The sequence below is a fragment of the Mycobacterium sp. RTGN5 genome, assembly GCF_033804465.1.
GTDB lineage: Bacteria > Actinomycetota > Actinomycetes > Mycobacteriales > Mycobacteriaceae > Mycobacterium.
In genome coordinates, this window is record NZ_JAPZLA010000006.1 from 209,673 (window position 1) to 222,160 (window position 12,488).

A 12,488-nucleotide genomic window follows, 5' to 3' on the forward strand; every position below is an offset into this window, starting at 1 on the left:
AAATGCAATGACCAATGTCGACGCTGACACGGGTGTGCTGGCCGGCGAGCAGCGGATGCTCATCGATGGGGAGCTTCGCTTCACCGATTCCGGGGCGACGTTCGACGTCGTGCATCCCGCCTCCGAGGAGGTCGTCGGCCAAGCCACCGACGGCACCGTCGCCGACGTCGAGCGGGCGACCGCGGCCGCCCGCCGGGCGTTCGACAACACCGACTGGTCGCGCGATCTGGAATTCCGCTACCACTGTCTGAACCAGCTGCATGAGGCGCTGACCGCCGAACAGGAGCGGTTGCGGCGCATTGTGATCACCGAAGTCGGTTGTCCCGTCTCGGTCAGCGGCTCCCAGATCGAGAGCCCGATCGCCGAGGTGCGGCACTGGGCCGAGCACGGCCGCGGCTTCGACTACCTGGTCGACACCGGAATTCACGAGACCCAGATGGGCCCGGCGCGGCGCAAGATCCACTACGAACCGGTCGGCGTCGTCGGCGCGATCACCCCGTGGAACGTCCCGTTCTACCTCAACATCGCCGAAACGATTCCGGCGCTGATGGCCGGCAACACGGTGGTGCTCAAGCCTGCGCAGCTGACCCCGTGGTCGGGCACCGAGCTCGGCCGGATCATCGCCGAGAAGACCGACATCCCGGCCGGTGTGTTCAACGTCGTCACGTCCAACGCCAACGAGGTCGGCGCGGCCCTATCGGCCGATCCGCGGGTGGACATGATCACGTTCACCGGCTCCACCGCCACCGGCCGGGCGATCGTGGCCGCGGGCGCCGCGACGGTGAAGAAGACGCTGCTCGAGCTCGGCGGCAAGTCGACCCACATCATCTGCGACGACGCGGATTTCAACGCCTGCCTACCGATGGCGGCGATGTTCGCCTGCGTCATGTCCGGCCAGAGCTGCATCCTGTCGAGCCGAGTCCTGTTGCCGCGCAGCCGCTATGCCGAGGGTCTGGAGATCCTCAAGACCATGATGGAGAATTTTCCGGTCGGCGACCCGTGGACTCCTGGCAACCTGCAGGGCCCGCAGATCAGCGCCATGCAGCGCGACAAGACCCTGAGCCTGATCCAGTCCGGCATCGCCGAGGGCGCCACCCTGATCACCGGCGGCGGCATTCCTGAGAATCTGCCCACCGGGTACTACGTGCAGCCGACCCTGCTCTCCGACGTCGACCCCACCTCCACGATCGCCCAGACCGAGATCTTCGGGCCGGTGATCACCGTGACGCCCTACGACACCGACGACGAGGCCGTCGACATCGCCAACAACACCATCTACGGGCTCTCCGGTGACGTCACCAGCGGCGACGACGAGCGTGCGCTGAACATCGCCCTGCGGCTGCGCACCGGCAGTGTGACCACCAACGGCCACTCGTTCTTCGGTATCACCAGCCCGTTCGGCGGCACCAAGCAGAGCGGGCTGGGGCACCGCAACGGTGACGAGGGCTACCGGGAGTACCTCAACATGAAGACGATTGGCGTGCGGCCGTAGGGATTTCGGCGCGCTTTCGTTCGCTCAGCGGCGGTTTGCGCGCCGAAATCGCTAAGAACGCGCGACGTTGTCGCGCCGCAGATCCCGTACCGACGCGACTCCCATCAGCAGCAGGGTCTGCCTGATCTCGGCGCCGAGGATGTCCAGCACGGCACCGACCCCGTCGCCTCCCGCGACGGCGAGGCCGTAGAGGAACGACCGTCCGATCAGGACCGCGTCGGCGCCCAGCGCCAGTGCGGTGACCACATCGGTGCCGCACCGAATTCCACCGTCGAGCAGGACCGTCGCCCGGTCACCGACCGCGTCGGCGATGGCCGGCAGCGCATCCAGGGACGCGCTCGCCGCATTGAGCTGGCGCCCACCGTGATTGGAGACCACCACGCCGGTGGCGCCCACCTCGTCGACCGCACGAACCGCATCGGCGGGATCCAGGATGCCCTTGACCACAAACGGTCCGTCCCACCTGTCCCGCAGCGACGCGACATCCCGCCAGCTGATGTCGGGGCGGATCTGGCGGCTGTGCAGGGCCACCGATTCGACGGCCCCGGCCGCGCCGCGGACGTCGGTGATACTGCGCATCGTCATCCGCCGGTACCGCAGCAGGCCGTACCACCACCGGGGCCGGATCGCCGCGTCGGCAATCCGGCGCGGGGTGAGGATCGGCGGATGCCCCATACCGGTGCGGCGCTCCCCGATCCGGTTGCCCTGCACCGGAACATCAACGGTGACAACCGCGGTCCGGTATCCGCCATCACGGGCGCGGTCGAGCAGCGAATCCATGAACGACGACCCCGGCACGGCGCGGTCACCCCACGGATACAGCTGGAACCAGTGATCGGCCTGCGTACCCGCGGCCACCTCTTCGATCGAATACGACGACGCCGTGCTCAGGATCAGCCGGGTGCCGGCCCGCTCGGCGGCGCGGGCCGCACCAAGCTCTCCCGACCAGTGCGCCAGGCCCGCCAGCCCGGTGGGCGCCAACACCACCGGCAGCGTCAGGCGCTCCCCTCCGAGTGTCACCGAGGTATCGATTCCTGTGTTGCCGGCCAATACCCGTTGCCGCAACACCCATTTCGAGAACGCGTCCCGGTTCGCGCGCAGGGTGCGTTCGTCCTCGGCACCTCCGTCGAGGTAGGCCCACACCATCTTGGGAAGCGCGCGCAGCGCCGCGCGCCGGTAGTCCTCGACGCAGACCAGCGGCCGAGGCGTACCCAGCCGATAGGAGAACGCGGGGCTCATTTGATGGCGATCGGCGTGGTCGGCGATCCGACCGCGTTGCTGATGTGCAGTGGCGGTGCGACGAACAGGAAGCTCCAGCGTCCGTCGGCGACGCAGTCCTCGGCAAGCGCCTCAAGGTCGAGGATCTCGGCCAGCGGCATACCCATGTCGCGAATCAGCACACAGTGCAAGGGCATGACGGCACCGTCGATGCCACTGGGCATGACCTCGATACCCCAGTTGTCCGAACCGACAGCGGCCACTCCGCGTCGGTGAAGCCACTGGGCGCAGTCGATGTCCAGGCCGGGTTCGCCGCTCATCCAGCCGTCGCGCCCCTCGGCCAAAAAGCGTGTCCGCCAGCCGGTCCGGACCAGGAGGAAGTCGGCCTCCCCCACCGTGACACCTTGCGCATGTTCGGCGGCCGCCAGATCCTTTTGCGTGATAGGCGTACCCGCCTCAAGCCAATCGACGCCGTGCAACCTGGCGATATCGAGAAGGACGCCGCGACCAGCGATGCGGTCGGTCATCGCGTCGACGGCCAGCCGGCGCGCGCCGAATCGGGTGCTGACCTCATCAGCGGGATAGCCGTTGTACAACTTGTTGTCATAGCCGATGTGCGACAGGCCATCCCATTGAGTGCCCGACTGCAGCGGCATGATGATCCAGTCGTCGGACACCTGCAGTCCGTGCGGATCCCAATCCTGCGGCTGCATGGACATCAGATGCACCGGGTTGAGCCGGCCACCCATGCCGCTCTGCGGGCCGTCCTTGCCGACGGCGATGCTCAGTTGGAAGACCTTGCCGCTGGTGACCTCGGCGGCAGCATCCCGGACGTGGTTCGGGCCAACCAGGTTCAACGTGCCGAGCTGGTCGTCAGGACCCCAGCGGCCCCAGTTGGACAGTTCGGCACCGAGGGCCTTGAAGTCAGCAGTCACGCGTTACAGAATTGCACAATGTTGTCAATGCGGGGACCATCTACCCGATGACCGCTGCCAGCCTTCCGCGGCTTGCGTTCGACACCGCCGACCCGGCCTTCGTCCGGCTGCCGTGGGCCCGCTACGAGGAGATCCGGGCACGCGGCGGAGTCGTCTTCAACGAGCGGGTGAACCGGTGGATGGTCAGCGATTTCGCGCCGGCCAAGATGATCATGACCCGCACCGAGCTGTTCGGCTCGGAGAAGGGGCAGGCCGAACAGGCCGGCGTGTTCGGCGGCCCGACGATGGAGTTCTACGACGGTCCGCACCACGACCGGATCCGGGCGATCTGGTCGCACGACTTCCGGGCCAAGGACCTGGCGGACCTCCGAACAATGGTCACCGACATCGTTCGCCGCCGCCTCGAGCCGGTGCTGACGCGGCTGCGGGCCGGCGACACGGTGGAGATCATCTCCGAGCTGACCCGCGGTATCCCCACCGAAGTCATTGCGCGCATGCTGGGCATCGAGTCGGAGATGGTCGACCAGTTCTCGGCATGGAGCGACGCGATGGGTGCCTCGGCCGAGGGGTACACGAATCCGGGCGAGCGCGGCGATGAGTTGATCGCGGCGGGACGCCGAGCGACCGCCGAGCTGAACGCCTATCTGCGCGAGGAGATCACCCGGCTGCGCGGCTCGGCGGCCGACGAGCCCGGGTTGATCGCGACGATGGTTCGCCACCAGTACGCACGCGACCACATGACCGAGCAGGAAGTCGTCGCCGGCAACACTCAACTGGTCTTCGCCGGCAACGAGACGACCGCCAAGTTGCTCGCGCAGATCGTCGTCACGTTGGCCGACCACCCCGAACAGCGCCGCGCCGTGCGGGCGGACCGGTCGCTGATCCCGGCGGCGGTCGAGGAAGTGCACCGCTACGAGACGATCACCCACTCGGTGTTCCGCGATGTGATCGCCGATGACGTGTCGGTGGCCGGGGTCGCGATCCCCAACGGCGCACGCATCACGCTCCTGCTCGGGGCGGCCAACCGTGATCCCCTCCGGTGGGAGCGTGCCGACGAATTCGATGTGTCGCGCCCCAAGCTGTCCCACCTCGGCTATGCGTTCGGACTGCACAGCTGCTTGGGTATGAACCTCGCGCGGTTGGAGGCCCAGATCTTCCTCGATGAGCTCATCGACGCACTGCCGGACTGGCAGGTCCACTCTCCCGTTGACTTCGGCACCAATTACGCGGTGCGCGGGCCGGCGGCCGTGCGCGTCTCGGCATCGGCGGGCGCAGCGTCTACATTCGACAAGAACGGCTCTGGAGGCGCACATGATCAAGCTCGAACTGCCCTACGTCACCGTGACGGTTGACGACCGGTTCCGCAACCGCCTGGCCCGTGCCGGCGACCGGCTGCGCATCACCCTGACCTCGTACTTGCGCAACGCCGCCGACGACCTCGACGGGCTGGGCCGCAAGGCCACCGTGGCCTGCCAGACCGCCGCGGTCCGCGTCGACACCGCGATGGCCGCAGCCAACGACCGCATCGCCCAGGAGCCGGCGCCCGTCACCCCGCATCTCAAAGTCGTATGAATTCACCCGGCGTCTTCGTCACCGGAGCCGCTGCGGGTATCGGCAGGGCAACCGCGCTGACCTTCGCGCGGCACGGCTACCGCGTCGGCGCCTACGACATCGACCTTGGCGGGTTGGCCTCGCTGCGTGACGAGATCACCCGGCACGGCGGCGAGGCCGTGATCGGCGAACTGGACGTCACCGACGCCACTGATTGGTCGACGCGACTGGCCGAATTCACCAGTGCGACAGGAAAACTCGACATCCTGGTCAACAATGCGGGGGTGCTGACCAACGGCGCATTCTCCCACATCCCACTCCAGGCGCACCGCCAGATGATCGACATCAACGTCTACGGCGCGCTGGCCGGGCTTCATACCGCCTTCCCCTACCTGCGCGATACCGCACACGCACAAGTGGTCAACATGTGCTCGGCCTCGGCCCTCTACGGCCAACCCGAACTGGCCACCTATTCGGCCACCAAGTTCGCGCTACGGGCACTGACCGAGGCACTCGAGCTGGAATGGCGCCGCTACGACATCCGGGTCCTGGCGATGTGGCCGCTGTTCGTCAAGACCGCCATGACCGACGGCATGGAGACCGGCAGCACCAAGTCGCTCGGTATCAACCTCGGGCCAGACGAGGTCGCCGCCGCCGTCTACGCGGCCACCCGACGCGGCCGCGGGCGGCTGCCCCGGGTGCACTATGCCGTCGGGCGTCAAACCAAAGTACTCGCGGCGATGTCGCAGGTGACGCCCAATTGGATGCAGCGGTTGCTCACGAAGATGTTGGCGCGGGCCTAGCTAGCCGATCGCGGTGTACGGCTTCCTCGGCGGTTGCTGATTCTGCGTAAACGACTGGCACAGACCACGATTGCTCGCCACACACGGAACACCGTTGATGGTGGGGGCACTCCCCTGCAGATAGCACTGGCCGGTGTACTGGTTGTTGATGTGTCCGGGCGGGCAACCTTCCGCCGCTGCGATGGGAGCCACCGGCGCCACGACGATCATCCCCGCCGCCACCGCGGCGCAGGCCAGTGTTCGCCCCACGCGCATCGTCGTTACCACAGCCTGCCTTTCCGCAGCCAGACTACGCTTCGGCGGGGTTGCCAGACCGCGTGATTAGGATCGGGACCATGCCGGAGCAGACCGCAAAGTCGACCCACGCCCAATCCCCATCCTCGCCGCGTTGGATCGCGATCGCGGCTCTGGTGATCGCGGTGATCGCCGCGGGGGTAGCCGGCTGGGCCCTGCTGCGACCGGCACCATCGAGCCCAACACCTGCCGCCGCATCGCAAAGCGGTGACCCCAAGGCCAACGCCTGTGCCGCCTACAAGACCGTGAGTTCCGCCGTGTCGTTGCAGAGCCACGCCGACCCGGGGACTGAGTTGCAGGGCGTGGCAGCCAACGCGCGCCTGGCGATGTCCGGCGGTGCAACCTACCTCCTGGCCCACCTCAATCCCGGCACGCCGGCCGATCTCGCCGACGCGATCCGCTCCTTCGCGACCGGATTGCAGGATATTTCGATGAATGCGTTAGCCGGGGTTGCCAACAACGAGCCGGCACAGGCCGACCGCCTGCGCAACACCGAGAGTCTCAACACTCGGATCGCCGACCTCTGCAAATAGCCACTACGGCGCGTTTTACAGGTTGAGTTCAACTGCCGTTAGCGCGAAGTTCGGCAGTGCGCTTTGTGGGGGCCAGCCCTGAGTAAGGGGCATCTCCTTGGATTTCCATGGCAGTGAAACACTCGGCGCATTTGCCGGTTGATCTTCTTCTCCGAAGGGAATTCCGACCTTGTCCAAACACCGCAAGAAATCGACCCGTGTGGTGACCCCAGCCTTCGTCACCACGGGCCTCGCCGGTGCTGCGATGGTGGGCGCGGGTGTCCTGTTCGCCACCACTGATGCATCCATCCCCACGGCTTCACCGGCCTACAAGCTGACGTCCACGGAGTCCACCCTCTGGTGGGAGACCTCGCCGACCGGCGGCAACGGCCTCAAGAACGCCGTCGGCGCGGTGACGGCCAACGCCACTGGTGGATTCGGGGCGCTCGTCGGCAACGGCACCGCCGCGCATCCCAACGGTGGCCTGCTCATCGGCAACGGCTACAGCTACAGCGCAGCCGACGGGTTATCGGGTGCCCTCAACGGCGGCAAGGGCGGGCTGCTGCTCGGCAACGGCGGCAACGGCTATAACGGCGGCAACGGCGGAAGCGCCGGGCTGTACGGCAACGGCGGCAACGGCGGCGACGCCCTCGATCCCACCATCAACGGCGGCAAGGGCGGCAACGGCGGCAACGGCGGCCTGATTGCCGGCAGCTCCGCGTCCGGCGCGTTGTTCGGCGGCGGCGGCGGCAACGGCGGCAAGGGTATCGCCGGCGGTGCCGGCGGTAACGGCGGCAACGCAGGCCCCCTGGCCGGTAGCGGCGGCACCGGCGGCGCCGGCGGCGCCGGTGGCGCGAGCACGACGACCGGTGTTGCCGGTGGTGCCGGCGGCAGCGGCGGCAATGCCGCGAGCCTGCCGGTGGTCGGCAGCGGCGCGGCCGGCGCCGGCGGGGCCGGCGGCGCCGGCTACGGCGGCGGTGCCGCTGGCACCGACGGCGGCAAGGGCGGCAACGGCGGCAAGGGCGGCTACTTCGGTTCGGCGTCCGGCGGCGCCGGTGGCGCTGGCGGCGCTGGCGGCGCAGGCACCGCGACCGGCGGTTCCGGCGGTGCCGGTGGCACCGGTGGCACCGGTGGCCTGGCATCCGGTAACGGTGGCGCAGGCGCTGTCGGCGGTGTCGGCGGCAACGGCGGAACCGGCAACGCCGGCAACGGCGGCTTGGGCGGCAGCGGTGGCGCCGGCGGCGCGGCCGGTAACGGCGGCGCAGGCGCGACCGGTGGCGATGGCGGCACCAGCACCAACGCTGCCGGCGGGAGCGGCGGTGCCGGCGGCACCGGTGGTCTGGCCGGTAACAACGGTGGCGCGGGTGGCGCCGGCGGCAAGGGCGGCAAGGGCGCAACCGGCGGCACCGGCGGCAGCGGCGGGACCGGCGGCTTCGGCGGCTTCAGCGGTGGCGCCGGCAATGCCGGCGGCAACGGTGGCGACGGCGCGACGACCGGTACCGGCGGCAAGGGCGGCACCGGCGCCACTGGCGGCGGCAGCGTGATCTCCGGCGGCAAGGGCGGCAACGGCGGCACCGGCGGCAAGGGCGGCGCTACCGCCGGCAGTGTCGGCCAGGGCGGCTCGGGCTCCATCGGCGGCAAGCCCGGCAAGGGCGGCACCGGCGGCGCTGGCGGGTAGGTCAACCAACAACGAATCGGCCCCCTCCGAAAGGAGGGGGCCGATTTCGTTGGTGCTAAGTGGGTGCCTTCGTTAACGCCAGCGATCAAGCACGCCCGCCGTTGAGCGCGCACGCCATCTGTGCGTTCTTCGCGTCGGTGTTCATATCGCCGGCCGTCGAATTCAGCGAATCGCCGCCGCCCCGAATCCCCATGAGCAAGAGCAGCTTTGCGGCCCGCATCGACCACGACCGCATGGGCGCCGAGACGTCGCCGGGCAACCCCGGCGTGTTGGCGGCATCAAGGCCCGTCGACGCGGCCTCCCGCAGTGCGGTGCGGCCGCGGACGTTCGAGTTCGCGACGTTCGGATCGTCGTAGTTCACGTTGTTGCCACCACCGGCGGTGTTGTACGCGAAGTCTTCGTAGTTGTTGGCCGCGAAGTCCAGCGCCACGCCGAACTGCTTGCAGGCGGTGAGGACGGCATCGTAGGCGCCCGGGTCCGGCGGTTGCGCCGCGTCCGGCGGCGGCGGTGGCGCGTCCGGCGGCGGCACGTCTAACGGTGGGGCCGCTGGCGCCGCGTTGGCCGAGGCGGGACCGGGTGCGGGCCCCGGCGCCTGGGTCTGCGCATCGGGGTCAGCAGAGGCGACAGGGACTGCGCCCCATGCCAATCCAGACGCCAGCACAGCGGCAGTAAGCGCGCGGCCGCACAGCAGTGATGTTTTCATCGCTTCCTCCTGGATCGTGGGCTCCCCCGAACCGTCCGGCTGGAAGTTCCATACCAGCCCAAACCCGAAACCCGTGGCGTCAGGGTTCCTCATGGTCAGGACACAGTGATGATCAACGGGATAGTTGACGCAATGGTGAACAGACAACGAACAACGGGCACCCTCGCGGGATCCATCCGGTGTCACCTTTACCGACGTCGCGCCTAGCTGGTATCTCTTTGAGACCGAAAACGGCGCGTCAGACCATGCACCCAGCGAAATGACGCCCGGTAGACGGTAATCGGGTGGGAGTTGTTGGCACGGTGTTTACCGCCCCGACACCCTCCAACTCAATGATTCGTCCGAACGAACTGTGGATATCAACGACGAGAGGCGCCAACACGACATGTTGAAACGCTTTGCCGCATTGGCTGGAGTATGCCTGCTGGTCCCGACGGGAGCGACTCCGCTCGCCCTCGCCGACCCGGCGGCTGATCCCAACGTGGCACCTGCCGCCAACGCCGGGCCTGCGGGGCCCGTGCCCTCCGCCGCGTCCGGAGTTCTCAAGACGCCCGACGGCTGGGTGCTCAGCGTGACGGGCAAGAACGAGTCCATGGAACCCGTGGCGTCGCTCACCAATTCGCCGTGGTCGCGCGAGTACCTGGTGGACGGAACCTTCACCGGTGACGTCACCGGCGGCGGCAGCACAAAGCTCGCCGGTGGCAGCTTGGAGGCCGGCTACCAGATTGGTTGCGGCATCATCCAGGACGACATCGAATCGATCACCACCGGTGGTATCACCCCGGGTGTCGGCATCCCGCTCGTGAACGGTTCGCTGCTGCCGATCACCCTCGGTCTGTCACTGTCCGAGCAGATCAAGATCGACCTCAAGCCCGGCACCGTGAACATCGTTCCGGTGGGCAAGAAGTCGTTCAAGGGCACCAAGCCCCGCGTCTCGATCACCGGGTTCCGAATCAAGATCGACGGTTGCGCCGGCCAGTCGTTCATCCGCTCGTACGCAACGCTGACGAGCTCGACCGACAACACCGACGACGTGGTGACCTACCTCGGCGTCACCAAGGCCGTTTAACAACTTCACATTGTCGTTTTTCGAAATCGGCTGCCCGTCACCACGCGGCGGCGGGCAGCCGATTCGCACCACCGAATCAATCATTTCTCAGGGAAAATCCCCGTGACATACGGAAGGCGCCGACAGGACATGTTGCATCGCTTTGCCACCGCGGCTGCAGTTTGCATGCTGTTCCCGATGGGAGCGACCCCGCTCGCGTTGGCTGACCCGGCCGACCCAGCGGCACCGCCCGTCGCTGACGCTGGCGCTCCCCCACCACCACCGGCGGACAACGGCGTCGTCGCCTCCGAGATTCCCGGGATCGCCAAGACCCCCGACGGCCGCACACTGACGGTCGCCGCCAAGGATGAGACCCAGCTCCCGGTCGCGCCACTGACGACGTCGCTGTCGTCTCGCGACTGGCTGGTCGGCGCAACGTTCACCGGCACCACGACGGGTTCGGTGTCCGGCGGAACGCTGGAGGCCGGTTACCAGATCGGCTGCGGCGTCGAGATGGACAAGGTCAAGCTCAATGGCTCGATCGGCGCGACCTTGGGTAACAGCAGCCTGACCACCACCGGCGTCTCGCTGCCGGGCTCGATCAGCTTCCCGATCCAGGGCCAGGTCGAGGTGGAGCCCCGTCCGGGCACCATCACCAACGTCGTCGTCGACAAGAAGACGTTCAAGGGCACCTCGTCGCGCATCACGCTCAAGGACATCCACATCAAGGTCGACAACTGCGTCGGCGCATCATCGCTGCGCTCCTACGCGGTGCTCACCAGCTCGGGTACCGACGCCGACGACATCGTCGCGTACTACGGCGTCACCAAGGTCTTCTGACGCCGTAATGCGCTACTTCTACCGAACGCTCGTCACGAGTGCGGCCGCGGCCGCACTCGTGGTCGGGGCGGCGGTCACCGCCATGGCGACCGCCGCCGCCGACGACCTGCCCCCTGCCGATCCCGGCGCGCCCGCGCCGCCACCCCAGCAAGGGTTCGTTCCCTCGGGAGTAGCGCTGCAGGATTCGCTCAATGGTTTCGCGGGCATCTTGGGCGGTCCCGCGGGCAACCAAATGCTGCTCGGCCAGACACCGGCGCCGGCTGTCGCCCCGGGCGGCAACGCGCCCGCCACACCGCCGGATGTCCAAGTCCTCGACGGCACGCAGCTGCTGCTGCCGCGGAACTACCGCACGCAACAGGGTGCTGACGATCCGACTCCGTCTCCCTACGATCTGCAACAAGGTGTGCCCCCCGGCCCCTTCGCCAGGGTCGATGGGCTCAAGGGCGTCCACGCGATGGTGCACGGAGCGCTGGGTCGCATGCCGGCTGACCAACTCGGCCAGCCGTTGCCAGGAACGGCGCCGCCGCCAGGGACGAATATCCCGGCCGGCCCCGAGGATTTCCTGCCCGATCCAGCGGCCCTGCCTCCCCCTGGAGCTCCCGCGGTTCCCGGAGTTCCGGCTCCCCCCGCGGATCCGGCGCAGCCGCTGCCGCCGCCGCCTCCGGTCGGCTGACCGCGTCCTCCTCGTTGCCGTTCGCGGCGTCGTCACCCACCGAGCCGACTACGGTGTGACGAGGATCGAAGCCAGGAGGGGCGATGGGCACGGGCGATCGGACGTTTGCGCCGAAGGTGATGCTGGCGGCCGCGATCGCGGTCGGCGCCGCCCTCGCCGGGCCGGCGCTTGCGATAGCCGATCCCGGCCCGGGCGACCCGCCGCCGATTCCGCCGGCGCCGCCGACAGTTAACGTTCCGCCCAACGCAACGGTCGGCAGCGTGCTGGCTCAGGCCGGTGCGCCGTCGGCCGGGCCGGTCGGCCTGCCCGACCTGTCCGCGTTCGCCTCGGGACTTCTCCTGGGGCAGAACCCGGTTCCGTCGGCGCCGGGAGCCCAGGGCACCGTCGCGACCCCGGATCTGCACGCGTTCAACAACGAGTACCTGGTGCCGCAGAACGTCACGCCCGCCGCGCCAGGGCAGGGCGTCGCCGACGTCGGTATCGGCCCGTCGGCGGAGGCGCCGGGCACGGGCCGGCTGGCATTCCTGCGCCGACTTCACGAGATGCATCAGGACGGCGCACTCGACGGCGCGCTACTGGGGCAGGCGCCGTACGAGCAACTCGGCGAACCCCTGCCGGGCACGGCTCCCGGCCCCGGCATCGACGTTCCGCCCGGACTCGGCTTCGGCCTGGCAGATCCGGCCGAACCCGCACCGGCCCCGTGACTGCGACGCGCAGCCAACATTCACCCAACGGCAAAGT

Annotated in this window: 14 protein-coding genes; 10 read left to right on the plus strand and 4 right to left on the minus strand. The window is 68.4% G+C overall.

The genetic code is table 11. The annotated features are described in order from the left end of the window. Positions 1 to 7 precede the first annotated feature (7 nt). A complete protein-coding gene (locus SLQ31_RS25010; protein WP_319436828.1) occupies positions 8 to 1,492 on the plus strand; it encodes an aldehyde dehydrogenase family protein in 1,485 nt (494 codons plus the stop codon). Positions 1,493 to 1,543: 51 nt separating this feature from the next. On the opposite strand, the gene SLQ31_RS25015 is transcribed toward SLQ31_RS25010, so the two are convergent. Both SLQ31_RS25015 and SLQ31_RS25020 read right to left on the minus strand, forming a co-directional pair. Then, positions 1,544 to 2,731, minus strand: coding sequence for an alpha-hydroxy acid oxidase (locus tag SLQ31_RS25015; protein ID WP_319436829.1), 1,188 nt, complete (start codon positions 2,729 to 2,731; stop codon positions 1,544 to 1,546). After that, the gene (locus SLQ31_RS25020; RefSeq protein ID WP_319436830.1) at positions 2,728 to 3,645 is read right to left on the minus strand and encodes a cyclase family protein; all 918 of its coding nucleotides are present in this window, start codon (positions 3,643 to 3,645) and stop codon (positions 2,728 to 2,730) included. The genes SLQ31_RS25015 and SLQ31_RS25020 overlap by 4 nt, the downstream gene beginning before the upstream one ends. A gap of 47 nt (positions 3,646 to 3,692) precedes the next feature. Here SLQ31_RS25020 and SLQ31_RS25025 point away from each other — a divergent pair, with 47 nt between their 5' ends. The 3 genes from SLQ31_RS25025 to SLQ31_RS25035 are packed head-to-tail and all read left to right on the plus strand — an operon-like array spanning position 3,693 to position 5,999. Beyond that, on the plus strand, positions 3,693 to 4,997 hold the full coding sequence (locus SLQ31_RS25025; protein ID WP_319436831.1) for a cytochrome P450: 1,305 nt from the start codon (positions 3,693 to 3,695) through the stop codon (positions 4,995 to 4,997). After that, complete coding sequence (locus tag SLQ31_RS25030; protein WP_319436832.1) at positions 4,957 to 5,217, plus strand: hypothetical protein; 261 nt, start codon at positions 4,957 to 4,959, stop codon at positions 5,215 to 5,217. The genes SLQ31_RS25025 and SLQ31_RS25030 overlap by 41 nt, the downstream gene beginning before the upstream one ends. Beyond that, positions 5,214 to 5,999 carry an SDR family oxidoreductase gene (locus tag SLQ31_RS25035; protein ID WP_319436833.1) on the plus strand — a complete coding sequence of 262 codons (786 nt, stop codon included), beginning with the start codon at positions 5,214 to 5,216 and terminating at the stop codon, positions 5,997 to 5,999. The genes SLQ31_RS25030 and SLQ31_RS25035 overlap by 4 nt, the downstream gene beginning before the upstream one ends. Here the strand turns inward: SLQ31_RS25035 and SLQ31_RS25040 are convergent, their stop codons facing one another. Then, complete coding sequence (locus tag SLQ31_RS25040; protein ID WP_319436834.1) at positions 6,000 to 6,248, minus strand: hypothetical protein; 249 nt, start codon at positions 6,246 to 6,248, stop codon at positions 6,000 to 6,002. Between the two features lie 86 nt (positions 6,249 to 6,334). On the opposite strand from SLQ31_RS25040, the gene SLQ31_RS25045 reads away from it, so the two are divergent. Together SLQ31_RS25045 and SLQ31_RS25050 are read left to right on the plus strand one after the other, a co-directional pair. Then, on the plus strand, positions 6,335 to 6,826 hold the full coding sequence (locus SLQ31_RS25045) for a hypothetical protein (protein ID WP_319436835.1): 492 nt from the start codon (positions 6,335 to 6,337) through the stop codon (positions 6,824 to 6,826). Positions 6,827 to 7,289: 463 nt separating this feature from the next. Continuing rightward, positions 7,290 to 8,483 (plus strand): hypothetical protein, encoded by a 1,194-nt coding sequence (locus SLQ31_RS25050; RefSeq protein ID WP_413643004.1) that lies wholly within the window; start codon positions 7,290 to 7,292, stop codon positions 8,481 to 8,483. Positions 8,484 to 8,568: 85 nt separating this feature from the next. Here SLQ31_RS25050 and SLQ31_RS25055 read toward each other — a convergent pair whose 3' ends face one another. After that, positions 8,569 to 9,279 (minus strand): hypothetical protein, encoded by a 711-nt coding sequence (locus SLQ31_RS25055; protein WP_319436837.1) that lies wholly within the window; start codon positions 9,277 to 9,279, stop codon positions 8,569 to 8,571. Between the two features lie 292 nt (positions 9,280 to 9,571). Between SLQ31_RS25055 and SLQ31_RS25060 the strand changes: the two genes are divergently transcribed. The 4 genes from SLQ31_RS25060 (at position 9,572) to SLQ31_RS25075 (ending at position 12,451) form a co-directional block, all read left to right on the plus strand. Continuing rightward, complete coding sequence (locus tag SLQ31_RS25060) at positions 9,572 to 10,255, plus strand: MspA family porin (RefSeq protein ID WP_319436838.1); 684 nt, start codon at positions 9,572 to 9,574, stop codon at positions 10,253 to 10,255. A gap of 129 nt (positions 10,256 to 10,384) precedes the next feature. After that, positions 10,385 to 11,074 (plus strand): MspA family porin, encoded by a 690-nt coding sequence (locus tag SLQ31_RS25065; protein ID WP_319436839.1) that lies wholly within the window; start codon positions 10,385 to 10,387, stop codon positions 11,072 to 11,074. Positions 11,075 to 11,081: 7 nt separating this feature from the next. After that, positions 11,082 to 11,747 (plus strand): hypothetical protein, encoded by a 666-nt coding sequence (locus tag SLQ31_RS25070; protein ID WP_319436840.1) that lies wholly within the window; start codon positions 11,082 to 11,084, stop codon positions 11,745 to 11,747. 83 nt (positions 11,748 to 11,830) lie between these two features. Then, entirely contained in the window at positions 11,831 to 12,451 is a 621-nt protein-coding gene (locus SLQ31_RS25075) for a hypothetical protein (RefSeq protein ID WP_319436841.1), read from the plus strand. Positions 12,452 to 12,488: the final 37 nt, after the last annotated feature.